17 protein-coding genes are annotated in these 18,292 nt (G+C 66.7%); 10 read left to right on the top strand and 7 right to left on the bottom strand.

Translation table 11 applies throughout. The annotated features are described in order from the left end of the window. Positions 1-42: 42 nt before the first annotated feature. The 5 genes from ACNA0R_RS08260 to ACNA0R_RS08240 all read right to left on the bottom strand — a co-directional run bounded on the left by ACNA0R_RS08260 (position 43) and on the right by ACNA0R_RS08240 (position 5,115). The gene (locus ACNA0R_RS08260; RefSeq protein WP_415825468.1) at positions 43-1,200 is read right to left on the bottom strand and encodes an osmoprotectant ABC transporter ATP-binding protein OsmV; all 1,158 of its coding nucleotides are present in this window, start codon (positions 1,198-1,200) and stop codon (positions 43-45) included. After that, complete coding sequence (locus ACNA0R_RS08255; RefSeq protein ID WP_415825467.1) at positions 1,197-1,850, bottom strand: ABC transporter permease; 654 nt, start codon at positions 1,848-1,850, stop codon at positions 1,197-1,199. The genes ACNA0R_RS08260 and ACNA0R_RS08255 overlap by 4 nt, the downstream gene beginning before the upstream one ends. Further along, positions 1,847-2,815, bottom strand: coding sequence for a glycine betaine ABC transporter substrate-binding protein (locus ACNA0R_RS08250; protein WP_415825466.1), 969 nt, complete (start codon positions 2,813-2,815; stop codon positions 1,847-1,849). The genes ACNA0R_RS08255 and ACNA0R_RS08250 overlap by 4 nt, the downstream gene beginning before the upstream one ends. 157 nt (positions 2,816-2,972) lie before the next feature. Then, positions 2,973-3,689: an ABC transporter permease gene (locus ACNA0R_RS08245; RefSeq protein WP_415825465.1), complete on the bottom strand. Its 717-nt coding sequence runs from the start codon at positions 3,687-3,689 to the stop codon at positions 2,973-2,975. A gap of 460 nt (positions 3,690-4,149) precedes the next feature. Then, a complete protein-coding gene (locus ACNA0R_RS08240) occupies positions 4,150-5,115 on the bottom strand; it encodes a LysR family transcriptional regulator (protein ID WP_415825464.1) in 966 nt (321 codons plus the stop codon). Positions 5,116-5,221: 106 nt separating this feature from the next. Between ACNA0R_RS08240 and ACNA0R_RS08235 the strand changes: the two genes are divergently transcribed. Next, positions 5,222-6,481: an amidase gene (locus tag ACNA0R_RS08235; protein WP_415825463.1), complete on the top strand. Its 1,260-nt coding sequence runs from the start codon at positions 5,222-5,224 to the stop codon at positions 6,479-6,481. A gap of 1 nt (position 6,482) precedes the next feature. Then, entirely contained in the window at positions 6,483-7,460 is a 978-nt protein-coding gene (locus ACNA0R_RS08230) for a Bug family tripartite tricarboxylate transporter substrate binding protein (protein WP_415825462.1), read from the top strand. A gap of 21 nt (positions 7,461-7,481) precedes the next feature. Here the strand turns inward: ACNA0R_RS08230 and ACNA0R_RS08225 are convergent, their stop codons facing one another. Further along, positions 7,482-9,140 (bottom strand): ATP-binding domain-containing protein, encoded by a 1,659-nt coding sequence (locus ACNA0R_RS08225; protein WP_415825461.1) that lies wholly within the window; start codon positions 9,138-9,140, stop codon positions 7,482-7,484. 230 nt (positions 9,141-9,370) lie between these two features. Here ACNA0R_RS08225 and yghU point away from each other — a divergent pair, with 230 nt between their 5' ends. From yghU to ACNA0R_RS08195, 6 genes are all read left to right on the top strand, one after another. Continuing rightward, positions 9,371-10,249: a glutathione-dependent disulfide-bond oxidoreductase gene (gene yghU, locus ACNA0R_RS08220; RefSeq protein ID WP_415825460.1), complete on the top strand. Its 879-nt coding sequence runs from the start codon at positions 9,371-9,373 to the stop codon at positions 10,247-10,249. 181 nt (positions 10,250-10,430) lie between these two features. Further along, a complete protein-coding gene (locus ACNA0R_RS08215) occupies positions 10,431-10,949 on the top strand; it encodes a sigma-70 family RNA polymerase sigma factor (RefSeq protein WP_415825459.1) in 519 nt (172 codons plus the stop codon). A 7-nt stretch (positions 10,950-10,956) separates the two neighbouring features. Further along, a complete protein-coding gene (locus ACNA0R_RS08210; protein WP_415825458.1) occupies positions 10,957-12,006 on the top strand; it encodes a FecR domain-containing protein in 1,050 nt (349 codons plus the stop codon). A 101-nt stretch (positions 12,007-12,107) separates the two neighbouring features. After that, positions 12,108-14,549: a TonB-dependent siderophore receptor gene (locus ACNA0R_RS08205; protein ID WP_415825457.1), complete on the top strand. Its 2,442-nt coding sequence runs from the start codon at positions 12,108-12,110 to the stop codon at positions 14,547-14,549. A 248-nt stretch (positions 14,550-14,797) separates the two neighbouring features. Next, the gene (locus ACNA0R_RS08200) at positions 14,798-16,330 is read left to right on the top strand and encodes a PepSY-associated TM helix domain-containing protein (RefSeq protein ID WP_415825564.1); all 1,533 of its coding nucleotides are present in this window, start codon (positions 14,798-14,800) and stop codon (positions 16,328-16,330) included. Continuing rightward, a complete protein-coding gene (locus ACNA0R_RS08195) occupies positions 16,327-16,617 on the top strand; it encodes a DUF3325 domain-containing protein (protein ID WP_415825456.1) in 291 nt (96 codons plus the stop codon). Before ACNA0R_RS08200 ends, ACNA0R_RS08195 begins: the two co-directional genes overlap by 4 nt. A gap of 4 nt (positions 16,618-16,621) precedes the next feature. On the opposite strand, the gene ACNA0R_RS08190 is transcribed toward ACNA0R_RS08195, so the two are convergent. After that, a complete protein-coding gene (locus tag ACNA0R_RS08190; protein ID WP_415825455.1) occupies positions 16,622-17,266 on the bottom strand; it encodes a LysE family translocator in 645 nt (214 codons plus the stop codon). Between the two features lie 63 nt (positions 17,267-17,329). On the opposite strand from ACNA0R_RS08190, the gene ACNA0R_RS08185 reads away from it, so the two are divergent. Both ACNA0R_RS08185 and ACNA0R_RS08180 read left to right on the top strand, forming a co-directional pair. Continuing rightward, positions 17,330-17,539, top strand: coding sequence for a hypothetical protein (locus tag ACNA0R_RS08185; protein ID WP_415825454.1), 210 nt, complete (start codon positions 17,330-17,332; stop codon positions 17,537-17,539). 141 nt (positions 17,540-17,680) lie between these two features. Next, positions 17,681-18,271, top strand: coding sequence for a cupin domain-containing protein (locus tag ACNA0R_RS08180; RefSeq protein ID WP_415825453.1), 591 nt, complete (start codon positions 17,681-17,683; stop codon positions 18,269-18,271). Positions 18,272-18,292 lie beyond the last annotated feature (21 nt).

The following is an 18,292-nucleotide window of genomic DNA, read 5'->3' as shown; positions in this document are numbered from 1 at the left end:
GCCTTGCGGGCCGCCGTCAATGGCCCGCCGCGGTCGCCAAGCCTACGCCGCCGTATGCCACGGCGCGGCGATCTGTCCGGTCCGATGCCGCGACCGGCCCGAACTCAGGTAGTTGGCGATCGAGTCCTGGGTCACCTCGCCGACATAGCCGTGATCCGCATCGATCACCGGCATCCACGATGAGTTGTATTGGTACATGCGCGACAGCACCACGCGCAGATTGTCGTCCGGCGCGACCGTCGCCGAGAATGGCCGCAGGTGTTCGCCGCAAGCACCCTGGCCGCCGCGCGCGACACGCCGCTGCACGAAGCCCAGCGCCCGATTGTCGCCGCCCACGATGGTCAGATGCCCGTTGTCGTTTTCTTCCATCTCGCGGTAGGCGTCCGCCAGCGGTGTCTCGGCATGCGCGACGCCCGGCTGCGTCGCGGCGTCGCCCGCCTTGACGAGCAACAGGCGCTTCAGCGTGGCGTCCTGCCCGACGAAGGCGCCGACGAACTCGTCGTGCGGATGGGCGAGCAGCGTGTCGGGATGATCGAACTGCACCAGTTTGCCGCGACGGAACACGGCGATCTTGTCGCCCAGCTTGATGGCTTCGTCGATGTCGTGGCTGACCATGATGACGGTCTTCTTCAGCGCGCGCTGCATCTGGAAAAACTCGTTCTGGATGGATTCGCGGTTGATCGGGTCCACGGCGCCGAAGGGCTCGTCCATCAGCAGCACCGGCGGATCCGCCGCCAGGGCGCGCACCACGCCCACGCGTTGCTGTTGCCCGCCGGACAACTCGCGCGGGTAGCGTTTCATGTAGATCTTCGGATCCAGCGCGACCATGGCCATGAGCTCCGCCGCGCGCTCACGGCAGCGCTTCTTGTCCCAGCCCAGCAGGCGCGGTACCACCGTGATGTTTTCCTCGATGGTCATGTTGGGAAACAGGCCGATCTGCTGGATGACGTAGCCGATATGGCGGCGCAATTCCACTTCGTCCATGGCCATCGTGTCCTGGCCGTTGACCAGCACCCGGCCCGAGGACGGCGCGATCAGGCGATTGATCATCTTCAGCGTCGTCGTCTTGCCGCAGCCGGACGGGCCCAGGAATATGCAGAACTCGCCTTCCTGCACGTCCAGGCTGACCGCATCCACCGCATTGAACGTTCTGCCGTCCTTCTGGACGAAGGTCTTGGTCAGGCTATCGAGTTCTATCATGGCTTCTGTACTCCCTTGGAAGTCAGCGAACGTTGCAGCGCTTGCAGCGCCAGGTCGCAGGCGATGGCCAGCACGCTGACCAGCACGGCGCCCACCAGCAGCTTCATCATGTTGCTTTGGCCGATGGCACGCAGGATCAGTTCGCCCAGGCCGCCGGCGCCGATGACGGCGGCGATGGTCATGACGCCGATGTTCATGACGACGGCGGTGCGCACGCCGCCCAGAATCACCGGCACCGCCAGCGGCAGGTCCACCAGGCGCAGCCGCTGCCAGAAGGTCATGCCGATGCCGATGCCTGCCTCTTTGATGCCCGGACTGACGTTACGCAGCGCCAGGTAGGTGTTGCGCATGATGGGCAGCAGCGAATACAGGAATACCGCGATGACGGCGGGCACGGCGCCGATGCCCGCGCCGAAGCGGGACAGCACCGGAATCATCAGCCCGAACAGGGCGATGGAGGGCAGCGTCAGTACGACGGTGGCGATGCCCAGCAGGGGCGGCGCCAGCCACTCGTGGCGGCTGATCAGGATACCCGCGGGTACGCCGGCCAGGATGGCGCATCCGACGGCGCAGCCCACCAGGTAGATGTGCTGCAGCGTCATCGCCAGCAGATCGGGCCAGTTGGCCGACAGATAGCCATACAGCGTCATGGTGCTTCTCCTCGGGGCAGTGCATGGGTGCGCAGGAAAGCCGCGGCGACGTCCTGCACGGATCGTCCATCGATGTCGACCTGTTTGTTCAACTCCTGCATGGTGTCGTTGTCCAGGGCCGCCGACAGCGCGTTCAGCTGCGCGGCCAGCGCCGGATTGCGGTCCAGCACGGACCGGCGCACGACAGGCGTGGCGTTGTAGGCGGGGAAGTAGTGGCGGTCATCTTCCAGCGCGGCGATATCGAAGCCGCGCACCCGGCCGTCGGTGCTGAAGATCAGGCCCAGCGTGACCTGGCCGTTATGCAGCGCGGTATAGACCAGGCCCAGGTCCATCTGCTTGATCTGGCTCCGATCGAAGCGAATACCGTAGGCTGCCATCAGCGGCCTCAGCCCGTCGGGGCGGTTGGCGAATTCCGCGTCCATCGCGAAGATATGCCGCCGGTCGGGCTCGGCGCGAAGCCGGTCCACCAACTGCGATATGGTTTTGATGCCCCAGGCGCGGGCAAGCTGTTCCGGGACGCCCACCGCGTAGGTGTTGTTCAGCCGCGAGGCATCCAGCCATACCAGGCCGCGCCGCGCATCGGCCTGGCGGACGCGCTGGTAGAGCGCATGGGCGTCGAGCTTCACGGCATCGGGAATCTTCAGGTAGACCAGCGCGGCGGTGCCGGTGTATTCCCACACGATGTCCAACTGGCCGTTTTCCTGGGCGGTGCGCATCAGGGTGCTGCCCAGGCCGGCGCGCGTATCGACGCCGTAGCCCCGGGCGCGCAGATAGTCGGCGGTGATCTGCGCCAGCAGGTATTGTTCGGTGTAGTTCTTTCCGCCCACCCGCAGCGTGGTGGCGGCGTTCGCGGCGTTGGCGGCATTCGCGGGGCTTGGGGCCAGCGCGAGGCACGCCAGCAAGAGGATCAGCGCGCATATCGGCGCGCGCGGCAGGCGGCATGGCCTGCGAAGGAATCGCTGCATCGTTCGGGGTTCTCCAAAAAATTGCCGGTCAGGCATGGCGTCGTCTGGCGGCAGGGCAGCCGTGCCGGGCATCGCGTGCTGGCCACCGCATGTCCGGCATCGAGCCCGGGCACGGCGCGGCGGGGGCCGCGCGCCATGTCGTCATGCCGTCACGTCGTCACGCCGCCCGGCCGCGCCAGGACAAGGCATATCGGCCGGCCCCGGCGACGATGCCGTCCAAGGCCAGGGCCAGCACGGTGGTGGCCGCCGCGCCGATCAGCATCTGCGGCGTGTTGTCCAGATAGATGCCGGGAAAGATCAAAGTACCCAGGCTGTCCGCGCCGATCAGATAGGCCAGCGGCGCCGTGCCGACATTGATGGCCAGCGCCGTGCGTATGCCGCCCACCATGATGGGCAGGGCGTTCGGCAGCTCCACCCGCCACAGCGCCTGCCAGGGCGTCATGCCGATGCCGCGCGCGGCCTCCAGCATGGCGGCCGGCACCTGCCTGACGCCTTCATAGGTATTGCGGGTGATGGGCAGCAGCGATGCCAGGAATAGCGCGGTGACCGCGGGCGGTTCGCCGATGCCGAAGATGCCCAGCGCGATGGCCAGTACGGCCAGCGAAGGGATGGTGTTGCCGACGTTGAAAATCTGCATCAGGCGCTCGGCGTAGCGCGCCGCGCAGCGGCGGCTGAGGAGCACGCCGGCTGGAATCCCGACCGCCAGCGCCAGGGCCATCGAGTATCCCACCAGGATCAGATGGCGCCCGGCGTAGTAGCGCAGATCGCCGCCGTACTGGTGGAAGGCGTCCGCGCCTATCGCCCGCGCGAGCAGCGCTAGCGCGGCCATCACCAGGGCGGATGCGGCGGCGTATTTGATCAGCCGGATACTCATGCCAGGGCCTCCGTATGTGTCGGACGCGGCGAACGGCAATGCCACGCCCACGCACACGACGCTGTCGTGCACGCAAGATCGGTCGGAACCGAGGAACGTTCGGAAGGGAGTTGATCGCGGCGGATCGTTTCCCGGTGCGATGCGGTGGGGCTACAGCCCAAGGGTCCGAAGACACCCGCATCGCGGGTGGCGGCATCGCGCTCCGCAATGCATCGCCGGCAGCTTGCCTTTCAAGGCGCGCTATTGAACGTGTTTGATTTTGGTAGTCGCAGGCGACGTATGTGTTTCGCGCCTGGGGAAAGGGCAGTAGTGTACAAAACTTTTCGCCGTGCGTCCAGCTTGCCCAACAAGAAGCGGCCTTGATCCCGGTAGTTGACGGCGTGCTGATGGTAGATGGCCGACGTTGCCGAGGTGCGCCGCGGACGCCGACCTGTGCTTCATTCGCGCGACCCGGCGTATATCACTTGGACGCGGTCGATCGCCCGCCACGCCGCGTGACCTGGGACGCTCGCGGCGCGGCGCGCGAACCGAAGCGCGCCAGCGTGGCGATAAAACCCTCGACCACGGCATTGTCGACGTCGCGCAATGCCGCCAGCACGATTTCGGCCATGGGCGCCGCCGCATGGCGTAGAGGCGGGAAGCACAATGTGTCGCCGCGCGTGCGTGCGAGCGAGAGCGGCACGATGGCCACGCCCGCGCCAGCCTCCACCAGGGTAAGCAATGTAGGAATGACGCTTTCCTGCGTCACTTCGGGTCGCAGTCCAGCCGTACTGAACAGCCGTCGCAGCATGGCGTGGAAGTAGGGCGAGATGTCCTGCCGGTATGCGACCAGAGGATAGCGACAGAGTTCGGCCAGCGTGACTTCGCGTCGGCCCGCGAGCGCATGGTCCCGGCGCAGCGCCACGCATAAAGGCTCTTTGTAGATAGGCTGTGTCCTGATGCCGGCATGCAGCGGATGTGGCCGCATCAGCGACACGTCGACGCGCCGCGTGCGCAAGGCCTGCTCCATTTCAATGGAGTTCATTTCCTGCAGCTCCAGCCGTACTTCGGGATGCGCGTCGCGGTATTCGCTCAGCGCCGACACGAGCGGCGAAGACGCCGCGCTCGGCGTGATGCCTACTCTCAGCACCCCCGCTTCCCCGCGCGCCGCGCGGCGCGCCTGGTTGATCATGGCGCGTGTTTCGGCGGCAATCTCGCGGGCTTTTTCGTACATGACCTCGCCTGCCGGCGTCAGCTTGACGGAGCGGGTGGTGCGCACGAATAGGGGGCTTCCGACCATGGCCTCCAGTTTCTTGATCTGTTGCGTCAGCGGCGGCTGGGTCATGAACAGCCGCGCCGCCGCGCGGCCGAAGTGCAGCTCCTCGGCTACCACGCAGAACGCGTCCAGCAATCGCCCGTCCAGGAAGATTAATTCTCTATCGGACATAATCTATAGCTGATTATGAATTGGACGGATATTAATCAGATTCCTAGAATTCCGCATTGTCGAACTACCGGAATCTGGAGCTTTTATGCCGGCCGCGGCTTTCCCCATGACCGTGACGCGTATCGCCGAGCAGGTGAACGATGGCAGCCTGCCGGCGCACGCGCCGGCGCGGGAGGCCTTGCGCCTTATCGGTGAGCGAGAACCCGATGTGCGGGCCTGGCGTCACGTGATGTCCGCCGCCGTTGCCGGGGAAGCCCCCATCCATGTACACGGGCCGCTGGCCGGAGTGCCGATCGGTATCAAGGACATCCTCGATGTGGCGGGCATGCCCACCGGCTATGGCGTCGAGGCGTTCGAGACGGGCGAGGCGCGCTTCGACGCTTGCGTGGTCGGTGTGCTGCGGGCCGCCGGGGCCTTGCCCATAGGCAAGACCGTCACCGCGGAGTTCGCTTCCCGCACGCCGGGCGCCACGCGAAACCCCAACGCGCCGGGCCATACACCCGGCGGCTCCTCCAGCGGCTCGGCGGCCGCGGTGGCCGCCGGCATGGTGCCGGCCGCCATCGGCACGCAGACCGGCGGATCCATGATCCGGCCCGCCGCCTATTGCGGCGTCGTGGGCTTCAAGCCCAGCTTCGGCCGTGTATTCCGCGATGGCATGAAGCTGACCTGCGAGTCGCTGGATACCATAGGCTGGTACACGGGCAATGTCAGCGACGCGCGGCGTTTGGCGCGGGTGCTGCTTGACGAGGACGATCTGCCGCGCGACATGGATCGGGCGCCTCTCACCGTGGCGATACAGTCGCGGAATCCCGAGGTCGATGCCGACAGCCGGACGCTGGCGGAGATTGCCCGCGCGCGCGGCCTGCTGGAGGCCCACGGCGTGCGCTGCGTCGATGCCTATCCTGCCGCGGCCTGCGCGGCGCTCATGCAGGCGCATGCCGTGATCATGCACTATGAGTTCGCGCGCAGCCTTGCGCCGGTCGTGGACCGGTATGCGGCGCGGCTGAGCGACGCGCTGCTGGAAACAGTCGAAAAGGGCAGCGGAATCAGCGGTGGCCGATATCGCGAGATGCGCGAGCTTCAGGCATCGATGCGTGCCGGCTGGCGCGCGCTTTATGGCGAGGCGGACCTGGTGCTGGCGCCGAGCACGCCCGGCGCCGCGCCGGCGGGCCTGGAATCCACCGGTTCCTCGTCTTTCAACCGGGTGTGGTCGTTGCTGGGATGGCCATGCCTTCATCTGCCCACATCCGCGCCTGGCGCCGGGCTGCCCATCGGCATCCAGCTGATCGGCGATTTCCACGCCGACATCATGTTGCTTGCCCAGGGCCAGCGGCTCCATCGATTACTCACACAGCAAGGGGAATAGCATGAGCTTGAAACGCGTCCTGCGCGGGGTGGCCGCGATGGCCACCGCAATCGCGCCGGCGGTTTGCGCGTACGCCGCCGGCAGCTATCCGGAGCGCCCGGTGACCATCATGGTCCCGACCGCTCCAGGCGGCACCGTCGATATCGTTGCGCGCATCATGGCGGAGAAGCTCGGGCCGATCCTGCGCCAGTCCGTGATTGTCGTGAACAAGCCGGGGGCGGGCGGCGTGGTGGGCACGCAGGCGTTCCTGCGCGAGCCCAGGGACGGCTATACCGTGCTCTTCACCGCCAATAGCAACCAGTTGATCGTCCCCTGGGTATACAAGGACGCGAAGTTTGATCCGATCAAGGACTTCGTACCGATCGCCGCGGTGGGCCAAGTGCCGAACGTGCTATGCGTCAACCCGGATTTTCCGGCCCATACGCTGCGGGAATTCCTGGCGCTGGCCAAGGCGAATCCAGGCAAATACCAGTACGCATCCGCGGGCGCCGGGACGTTGAACCATTTGCTCGGCGAGATGCTGAACGAGTATGGCGGCCTGCGGCTGCAGCACATCCCCTATCGAGGCGTCTCCCCGGCGATGGCGGACGTGCTCGGCAACCAGGTGCCTATGCTTTTCGCCAGTCTGCCTTCGGCCTTGTCCAGCATAAAAGCCGGCAAGCTGCGCGCGCTCGGCGTGAGCAGCGAGGCGCGCGATCCCAGCCTGCCCGACGTACCGGCGATCGCCGAGCAGATTCCCGGCTTCAGCGGCGATCTATGGGTGGCTTTCTACGCGGCCCAGGGCGTGCCGGCCCCGGTGATCGATACGCTGCGGCAAGGCATCGGCCAGGCGATGCGCGATCCTGCCCTGAAGGACCGCTTCGGCCAGTTGGGCGTCACCATGATGCATGACGGTCCCGCCGAGCTTGCCGCCCGCCAGGAGGCGGAGTTCGAGCGCTGGCGTGAGGTGGTGAAGGCCGCCGGCGTCGTCGCGGAATAGGCGGCGGAATAGGCAGCGGGGTCAGGGCGTTTCGGCCTCCGCCGACTGCCCCAGCCTGTCGCGCAAGACCTCCGCTGCCGGTTCCGACGCGATCAATATCAGCTTGAGCGTGGCGCGCGTCGCGCCGACGAACAGCTTGCGCACGGCCTGTTCGTCGAGCGTGTCGAAATCGATTTCCGCGAATACCACCGCCGGTATCGACTGGCCCTTGAAGCGATAGACCGACTCGGCCAGGATTTCGCCGGCGGAATATTCCGGCTGGCCGAACATGTCGTACTGACCGGTGAAGCGGCGCAGCGTGTGCGGCGCCAGCTTGTCCCTGCGCAGCACTTGCGAGGTCTTGTGGCCGTGGTAGCTGAGCACCGCGATGTCCTCCTGCCGGAAGCCGGCCGAATAGCATTTGCGTATGCCCTGCTTGACCGCGCGGGCCAGGCTTTCTTCGTCGTGATAGGAAAGCACTTCCACGTCCGCATCCAGCACGGGCGCCTGCGCATCGATATGCGCGTCGTCGGGCAGGATGGTGTGCAGGAAGCCGACGACCGGGCGCGGGCTGCGGAAATTGCTTTGTGCCCGCATCCTGACCCAGCCGGGCAGTTCGGGCGGCGTATTGCCGTAAAGGTTCTGGAGCGGATCCTCGAGCCACAGCACCCGCGCTCTTGGCTTGGCCATTCGCAGCACGATGTCGCGCCAGCGCGCGCTGAAGTCTTGGCCCTCGTCGACGATGACGGTGTCGAACAGGAAATCCGCCGGCACCTCCAGCGTCGCGGCCTGGTCCACCAGGCGATCGAAGGAATCCGGCTGGGAGAAGTCCGGCTTCCTGCCGGCGGCGCGCAGCAGGCGGTCGCAGAGCATATGGAAAGAACAGACCAGCCCGCCGTCGGGCGCGATGCGGTTGAAGTGATCGGCCAGCGGGCGGTTGAAGCACACATACAGCGGCCGCTTGCCCTGTTCGATGGCGTCGCGGTATTCGGCCAGCGCCAGCTGCGTCTTGCCTGAGCCGGCGGTGCCGGTGACGCGCAGGCGGTAGGGTTCGATATCCAGCTGCCGCGCCCAATGCGCCAGGCCGCCGGCCAGCCGCGTCACTTGCGTGCGCGTCTGGCCGATCAGCGCGCTGACGTCGACTTCCAGGCGGATGATGTCGCGCAGGAAGCGGTCGACGCGCGCCGCCAGCGGTGATTGCGTGCCCGGCGGCAGGATGTCCTTGATCACCCCGCACAAGCGGTCGCGCCGGCTGGCGTCGACGATGCGTTCCGGCACCAGGCCCGCGGTGGTGGGCGCCACCACGCGATGGTCGGGGCAGTACAGCAGGTAGTCCAGGCGGATCTCCGCGCCGTCCAGGCCGCGGGCCAGTTTGGCGCGCAGGCCGTCGGCGGTGCGGGCCATCTGCACCGACACCAGCCTGGCCTTGCCTTCGTGACGCTTGGCCAGGCCTTCGGGGGTTTCGTCCAGCGCGCCGGTTTTCTGTTCGATGACCAGCAGGTCGCCGGCGCGGTTGGTGATCACGAAGTCGATCTCGCCGTGGATGGCATGGCGTCCTTCGACATTGGTCCAGTGCACCGCGTGGTAGACCGTGTAGTCGTCGGGCAGGCCGGCCTTCAGCCGCGCCAGTGTGTCCAGTTCGCGTTGTGCCGGGCCGCTGCGCTGCTGGTTCTCCCAGCCGTCCGGGATGATATGTGCCACCGTTCGCTCCACGTGCGTATGACGTGCACGCAGGATACCGCAGCCCCCGGGGCGGGCGCTTGACCGCGCCCGGGGTGGGGCTTTGCGCCGTTGCGGCGTCCCGCGGTGCTATACGAAAGCCTGGGCGGAAGCCATCCGCCGCCCGCGTCCGGATGGCGCCATCGTTGATGGCGCCGGGCCGGGCGCCTTGCCGAACGAACACCCCGTCGCTGCTTACAAGGAGATGTTGAATGAGCGATTCCCCCGAATACGTGCCGCCCAAGGTCTGGACCTGGAACAAACCCAGTGGCGGCCATTTCGCCAGCATCAACCGGCCGGTTTCCGGACCGACGCACGACAAGGAACTGCCGGTCGGCCGCCATCCCTTGCAGCTTTATTCCTTGGCGACCCCGAATGGCCAGAAGGTGACCATCCTGCTGGAAGAGCTCCTGGCGCAGGGCCATCAGGGCGCTGAGTACGATGCCTGGTTGATCCGCATCGGCGACGGCGACCAGTTCGGCAGCGGTTTCGTGCAGGTGAATCCCAATTCCAAGATCCCCGCGCTGATGGACCGCGGCGGGCCCCAACCCATACGGGTATTCGAATCCGGCGCAATCCTGCTGTACCTGGCCGAGAAGTTCGGCGCTTTCCTGCCCAAGGATCCGGCGCAGCGGGCCGAGTGCCTGTCCTGGCTGTTCTGGCAGATGGGTAGCGCGCCCTATCTGGGCGGCGGCTTCGGCCACTTCTATGCCTACGCGCCGGTCAAGATCGAGTACGCGATCGACCGTTTCGCCATGGAGGTCAAGCGGCAGCTGGACGTGCTGGACAAGCGCCTGGCGGACCACGAATACATCGCCGGCAGCGATTACACCATCGCCGATATCGCCATCTGGCCGTGGTACGGGAGCTTGGTGCAAGGGCAGGTGTATGGGGCGGGGGAGTTCCTGTCCGTGCAGGATTACAAGCACCTGCGGCGCTGGGCCGACGCCATCGGCGCCCGTCCCGCCGTCCGGCGCGGCCGGATGGTCAACCGGGTCAATGGCGACCCGGCCAGCCAATTGCACGAGCGTCACGACGCGTCCGACTTCGACACCCGTACGCAGGACAAGCTGCAGGCCTCCGGGAAATAGCGGGGCCGCGCCGTGGCAGGGCCGGCAGGCCCTGCCAGCCCTGGCGTTCGCACAAGGCCAGGGCACGAATATTCCTACGCCGGTGTACACTTGATAATAGTAACGATTACTATTTGCGTATGTGCATCAGGCCGGCGCCGACCACCGGGGGTGGCGATGGCCCGACAAAAAAGGCTCTATTTTGAGTACGGGATATTTCTTCCCCACCAGCGTGGAAGCGCTTTATTGCGACCACCATTCCTGGCTGAAAGGATGGCTGCACCGGCGCCTGGGCAATGCGGACCAGGCGGCGGACCTGGCGCATGACACCTTCATACGCCTGCTCAGCAGCGAGCGCGTGCCCGTCGCGCTGGACGAGCCGCGCGCCTTCCTGACCACGGTGGCGCAACGCCTGGTGTCCAACCACTGGCGCCGCGAGAAACTGGAAAAAGCCTATCTGGAAGCACTGGCCCAGGCCCCCGTCGAAATGGCCTGCTCGCCGGAAACCCGCGCCATCCTCCTGGAAACCCTGCTGGAACTGGACCGTCTGCTGGACGGCCTGCCAGCCGTCGTGCGGCGCGCCTTCCTGCTGTCGCAACTGGATGGCCACACGCATGTGCAGGTGGCCGAGGCGCTGGGCGTATCGATCCCCACGGTCAAGCGCTACATCGTCAAGGCGCTGCGGCGCTGCTACTTCGCCGATCTTTCCTTTACGGGATAACGCCGCCTTGTCCACCACCTCTTCCTGGTATCGCGACACCACCGATGTGTCCGGCATCCCGCCGGCGGTGGCCGAACGCGCGCTGGAATGGCTGGTGGAGCTGCAGGGCGAAGCCGTCCCGCCCGCAGTGCGCGAAGAATGGGCCCGCTGGCGCGACGCGCACCCCGATCACGCGCGCGCCTGGCAGCGCATCGAAGCCGTCGGCGGCAGGCTGCAGCCCCTGGCGTCGCCGCTGCATGCCGCTGTCGCGCAGGCCACGCTGCTGGGCGCGCGATCCGCGTACCGGCGCCGCATCATCAAGGCCTTGGCGGTGGTGGTATTCGCCGGCGGCGCCGGCTGGGGCATCGAAGCGCACGCGCCGTGGCGCGCATGGGCCCGCCTCGCCGGCCTGGCCGACTATCGCACCGCGGTAGGAGAACGCCGCGAACTGGTGCTGGCCGACGGCACGCGGCTGGTGCTGAACACCGACAGCGCCGTCGACGTGCGCTTCGACGCGGCGGAGCGGCGCATCAGGCTGCTGGCCGGCGAGATATTCATCGTCACCGCGGCGGATCGCGCGCCCACGCCGCGGCCCTTCCTGGTGGAAACCGCCGAGGGCACGGCGCAGGCGCTGGGCACGGAATACGCCGTGCGCCAGCAGGATGGCGATACGCGGATAGGCGTGTTCAAGGGCGCGGTACGCATCCGGCCGCGCGGCGATGCCGATCGCATGCTCGATATCCAGGCGGGATACAGCGCCGTCTACACCGCGGTCGCCATCGGCGCGCCGCGCCAGGACGACGAGGCCAGCGTCGCCTGGAAGGACGGTTTCATCGTGGCGAGCAGCATGCGCCTGGATGACTTTATCGCCGAACTGGCGCGCTACAGCCCGGAGGCGCTGTCCTGCGATCCCGCCATTGCCGGATTGCGGGTGTCGGGCTCATTCCCCTTGCGGGACATAGACCAGGTGATGCGCACGGTGGGCACCACGCTGGGCGCCCAGCTGGAAATCCGCCGGCGGTTCTGGGGCGGCAAGGTTACCCGGCTGGTCCCGGGACCGGCCGCCGCCCAGAGCTAGTTTTCCGCCTTCAAAAAATTCAGCCCAACGTGATCCCTTTTGAATTCTCGCGGGTCAATGCGAATGAGAACACTTTACTCATTCCCGACGAAAGGCTGCATATGTACACGGCTACGGCGCGCAGGCGCTCTTTGAAATCCCTTACCCGCCGCACGGCGTCGACCTGCGCGGCGGGGCGTATTGCCTACGCCGTGGTGGCGGGGGCGCCCTTGATGGCGCTGGCCCCGGCGGTCCAGGCGCAGGCTCAGGCGGTACAGGTGCGCAGCTACGACATCCCCGCCGGCCCCCTGGAAAACGTGCTCGGCCGCTTCGGCCGCGAGTCCGGCATCATGCTGTCGTTCAAGCCGGAGCTGACGGCAGGACGCCTCAGCAACGGCCTGAAGGGCAGCTACACGGTGGAAGGCGGGCTGGAAGCGCTGTTGGCCAACACCAGCATCCAGGCGGTACGGCAGAGCAATGGCAGCTATGTGCTGAACCGGCCGGCCGACGGCGGCGCGAGCGCCGCCGCGGTGCAGCTGCCCACGGTCAAGGTCCACACCACCGTGGACAACGACCTGCCGCCGGCCTATGCGGGCGGACAGATCGCCACCGGCGGCGGGCTCGGCATACTGGGTACGAACAAGGTCATGGACGTGCCCTTCAGCACCACCAACTACACCGCCGAAGCGATCGAGGACCTGCAGGCCCGCACGCTGGCCGACGTGGTGCAGAACGAGTCGTCCGTACGCATGCTGACGTCCACCAACGGCTTCGGCGAAGACTTCCAGATCCGCGGCTTCACCGTGTCCAGCAATGATGTGGGCATCAACGGCCTGTACGGCCTGGCTTCGGCCAGCCGCATGCCGGCCGCGATCATGGAACGGGTCGAAGTACTGAAAGGACCCGGCACGCTGATGAACGGCATCGCGCCGAACGGCAGCATCGGCGGCGGCATCAACATCGTCACCAAGCGCGCCGGCGACGATCCGCTGACCCGCTTCACCACCACCTACCAGAGCAAGGGCCAGCTGGGCGAACAGTTCGACATCGGCCGCCGTTTCGGTGAAAACAACGAATGGGGCATCCGTGTCAACGGCGTGTACAAGGACGGCGCCACCACCATCGACAAGGGCAACCAGCAGCAGACCGTGGGCGCGATCGGCCTGGACTATCGCGGTACGAAGTTGCGCTGGTCGCTGGATGCCTATGACCAGCGCGAGGATACCGACAACTTCCGCCCGCAGGTGGGCTTCCAGTCCTCGGTGACGTCCATGCCGGACGCGCCGTCGGGGCATCGCAATTTCTTTCCAGGCACCAAGCTGAAGCTGCAGGATTCCACCATCCTGAGCCGCGTCGAGTACGACGTCACCGACCATATCACCGTCTATGCCGCGGGCGGCTATCGCTACGGTTCGGCCGACCAGACGTTTCCGTCGGGACCGGTGGACCAGCAGGGCAATTTCACCGTCACCAATGCGTACTACGACTCGTACAGCAAGACGTCGACGGGCGAAGTCGGCGTACGCGCGCGCTTCGATACCTGGGGCGTGGGCCACACGCTGACACTGGGCGCCACGCGCCTGGACCAGGAGGCCGGCAATGCCTACGTGACCTCGGCGACCCGCGTTGCGTCCAACATCTACCATCCGTCGCCGCTGCCGCCGGTGACCGGCGACCGCGTATCGCCCAGCAAGGCGTCGGAGACCGAGCTTTCCAGCGTGGCCCTGACGGATACGCTGTCCTTCTTCAACGACCGGCTGCTGATCACCGGCGGCTTGCGCGACCAGCGCGTGGTGCTGGACAACTATTCGACCACCACGGGCGCGCGCACTTCCTCGTATGACGAAAGCGCGGTATCGCCGTTGGCCGGCATCGTGTTCAAGCCGGTCTCCAATGTGTCCTTGTACGGCAACTTCACGTCCGGCCTGACGCGCGGCGGGATCGCGCCGGCCACGGCGGCGAATGCGGGCGAAGTGTTCGCGCCCTATAAATCCAAGCAGTACGAAGCGGGCGTCAAGGTCGATTGGGGCAGCGTCATTACGACGGCGTCGGTCTTCCAGATCGACCGGCCCAACGCCATTACGGACCCGGACACCAACATCTACAGCTTCGACGGCGAGCAGCGCAATCGCGGCCTGGAGCTGTCGGCCTATGGCGAAGTGACGCGCGGCCTGCGCGTGATGACCAGCGCGACCTTCTTCGACGCCAAGCTCAAGCGCACGGCCGGCGGCGTGAACGACGGCAACGACGCCAACGGCGTGCCGGACAGCACCTTCAACCTGGGCGTCGATTGGGATACGCCATGGGTGCGCGGGCTGAGCCTGAATGCGCGCGTCATCCACACGTCGTCGACGTACTTCAATGCGGCGAACACCTTCAAGGTGCCGTCGTGGACGCGCTACGACATCGGCGCGCGCTACGTCACCGACGTGATGGGCAAGTCGGTGGTATTCCGCGCCAATATCGAAAACCTGTTCAACAAGGACTACTGGCTGGTCAGCGGGACCTATGCCACGGTCGCGGCGCCGCGCACTTTGCTGCTGTCGGCCCAAATCGATTTCTGAGAGGGAGAAGCCGAATCTTGCCGGGTATACGGATAGGGAGAGGGCGCGCCGCCGCGCTTATCGTCCGCATCGTTCTTGCCGTCGGCGGCGGCTATGCGCTGGCGGCGCTGGCCAGCGTGGCCGCGCTCGCGCTGCCCATCAGCCGGCCGCAGGCGGTGCTTACCGGCATGCTGGCCAGCTTCGCGATCTACGCCGGCGTGGTGGTCTGGGTATTCGCCGCCTGCACGGGCCGCGGCATACGCCAGACCATGTCGGATCTGCATACCTGGACCGGCCTGCTGGCGGGCTGGATCCTGTATGCGATGTTCCTGACGGGCACGGTCAGCTACTTCAAGGATGAGATCTCGCAATGGATGCGGCCCGAACTGCCGCATCAGAGTCTGCTCGGGGACCCGGCATCGATCGCGCGGCGCGTGGCGGATCAAATGCAGGTCCTGGCCGCCGGCACGACGCAATGGAATATGGAGCTGCCCACGCCGCGCAGCAATGTCGTCGACGTATTCTGGCGCCTGCCCAGCGCCGAGCCGGGCAGGCGCGCCTTCGGCTCCGCCAACCTGGATCCCGCCACCGGCCGGCAGGTGGCCGCGCGCGCGACGCAGGGCGGCGATTTCTTCTACCGCTTCCATTTCCAGTTCCATTACATGTCGGCCTTCTGGGGACGCTGGCTGGCCGGCCTGTGCGCGATGTTCATGCTGGTGGCCATCGTCAGCGGCGTCATCACGCACAAGAAGATCTTTGTCGATTTCTTTACCTTCCGCTGGGGCAAGGGACAGCGCTCCTGGCTGGACGCGCACAACGCGCTGTCGGTGTTCGGCCTGCCGTTCCATTTGATGATCACCTATACCGGCCTGGTCACGTTGATGGCGATGTATATGCCCTGGGGCCAGCAGGTCGCCATCAAGACGCCGGCGCAGCGGCAGGAGTTGAGCGCGCAGCTCAATGCCTTCATCCAGCCGGGCAAGCCCAGCGGCCAGCCGGCCGAGCTGGCGCCCATGGACCAGATGGTGCGGCAGGCGCAGGCGCGCTGGGGCAACGATCAGGTCGGGCGGGTGACGGTCACGCTGCCGGGCGATGCCGCGGCGCGGGTCGCCGTGACGCGCGGCGAATCCGGACGGCCATCGAGAAGTCCGCACTACCTGCTGTTCGAAGGCGCGACCGGCAAGCTGCTGCAGGTACACGACAGCGTGGGCCCGGCGGCCGAGGTGCGCGGCGTCATGTACGCCCTGCATCTGGGCCGCTTCAGCGACCTGGAGCTGCGCTGGCTGTATTTCATCGTCAGCCTGGCCGGCACGGCCATGGTCGGCACCGGCCTGGTGATGTGGACCGTCAAGCGGCGGCAGAAACTGCCGGATCCGCTGCGGCCGCATTTCGGTTTCCGGCTGGTCGAGCGGCTGAACATCGCCGCCATCGCCGGCCTGTCCGTGGCGATGACGGCGTTTCTTTGGGGCAATCGCCTGTTGCCCGTGGGGCTGGAGGCCCGCGCGGGCAGGGAGATCGATCTGTTCTTCGCGGTATGGGCGGCGACCTTGCTGTATGCGCTGGCGCGGCCGGCGCGGCGCGCGTGGACGGAGCTGCTGTGGCTGGCGGCCGGCCTGCTGGCACTATTGCCCGTCCTGAACGCGGTCACGACGCGGCGACCGCTATGGCATAGCATCGCGACGGGGGACTGGGTGTACGCCGGATTCGATCTGACGATGTGGGCGTTCGCCGCGCTGCATGCCGCTTTGGCGTTGCGCACGCTGCGGCATACGCCGCGCGCGCCACGTGGAGCCGGACGATGACTCACCTGCTGACGCTGTCATGCAGCCTGTTGGGATTCATGGCGTTGGCCATGGCGACCGAACGCCAGCAGGAGGCGCTGTTCGGCCGCCTGCTCGCGCCCGGGCGTACGCGCATCTTGCGCCTGGCGGGCTGGAGCGCTTTGGCCGTGGCGCTGGCCATCATCGTGGCCCGCCAGGGCTGGGGGCTGGGACTGGTCGGTTACAGCGGCCACACCAGCCTGGCTGCCGGGCTCGTCTACCTCGGTTTGATCATCCGCGGCCGCAGGGGGACGTCCTCCAGGTCGTAGCCGGCTATTTCCCCGCCGGGCCGTCCTGATTGAAGATCAGGTAGCCGGCGACCGCGATCATCGTGACGCCCAGCACGCCTTCCTGCGCGCGCAGGAACCAGCGGTTGCGGGTCAGCCAGTTCCGTATCCGCGCCGCGCCATAGGCATAGGTGGCGCCGGAAAACAGGCCGAACACCTTGGAGAAGCAGGCCAGGAACAGCAGCTGCACCCACACCGGCCCCCGCGCCGGATCGGTGAATTGCGGCAGGAAGGCGATCAGGAAAATGAACACCTTGGGGTTCAGCAGGTTGGTCATAAAGCCCTGCACGAACACGTCCCGACCCTGGCCACGCGCCGCGACCTCGGCCAGCGTATGCGGATTGCGGCTGCGGCGTATGGCGCGCACGCCCAGGTAGATCAGGTAGACCGCGCCCATCAGTTTCACCGCCAGGAACAGGGTCGGCGATTCCTTGAAGATCGCCGCCAGGCCCAGCACGATCAGCGGTACCTGTACAAAACCCGCCGCGAAGGTGCCCAGCACGCTCAGCCAGGCGATGCGGAACCCCTGCGTCATGCCGCGCGTCAGCGTCAGGGCCATATCGGGACCGGGAGTCAGCTTCAGGGCGATGTCGGCGGCCAGGAACAACAGGAACATGTGCAAGCTAGGCATGGCGAAATTATGCCAAATGTCACAAACCTGCGGTATGCTTCGGAATCTTTCTCCAGCCGGGTCATGTCCATGGACAACATGTCGATCGAAGGTACCGTCGCCACGGCGGTGGGCCTGCAACAGGCCAACGCCATGCAGGAAGCACAGAACGTCCTGCTGCGCCGGGTGCTGGACAACCAGGCGCAAGCCATCACCAGCCTGCTGGACGCGGCGACCGTGCCGCAGTTGTCGACCTACGGCATGGTGGGTACGCAGATCCACGTCACTGCCTGAGCTCCCGCGATTGTCGAGCTGAGCCGCGGCCGTTCCCCGGCGGCGGCGATCGAGCGCAACGCGCCGGCGGATTCCATAGCCCGCCCCTGGGTGTCACACTACGGGTTTGCCCCGGACACAGAGACACCTCGGGAGTTGACCATGACGACATTCCATCGGCGGGATTTCCTTACCGGCGCTTTGCTGGGCGCCGCCTGCCTGGCCATTCCTTCATCGCCCGCGCGCGCCGCGGTCCAGGTGCCCGCCACGCTGCTGCTGCAACCCAACGACTGGGTGCCCAACAATCCCCGGCTGCCGGTGTTGCAGTACATGGGCGTGATCATGGACGGCGATGTCGCCTCCGCCTTCGAAGGGCTGTTCGCGCGCAACGGCTGGGTGCCGCAGTGGCGCGACGGCATCTACGACTATCACCACTACCATTCCACGGCTCACGAAACCCTGGGCATCGCCGCCGGCTCCGCGCGCTTGATCCTGGGCGGCCCGCACGGCACGGAGGTCGCCGTTCAGAAGGGCGACGTGCTGGTGCTGCCGGCCGGCACCGGCCATTGCCGCGTGTCCGCCAGCCAGGACTTCCTGGTGGTGGGCGCCTATCCGCCCGGTCAGAAGTGGGATATCTGCCGGGACGCCCCCACGCAGGCCATGCTCGACCGGATCGCCAAATTGCCGTTTCCGGTCACCGACCCGGTCACCGGCAAGGACCCGGCGCTTACGCGGTACTGGCAGCCCGCATGATCGAGCGGGCGTATCCTTGGC

Source organism: Bordetella sputigena (genome assembly GCF_965137885.1).
Taxonomy (GTDB): Bacteria; Pseudomonadota; Gammaproteobacteria; order Burkholderiales; family Burkholderiaceae_B; genus Bordetella_C; species Bordetella_C sputigena.
Note: the sequence above shows the minus strand (reverse complement) of the source record. Positions and strands in the feature narration are given on the sequence as shown.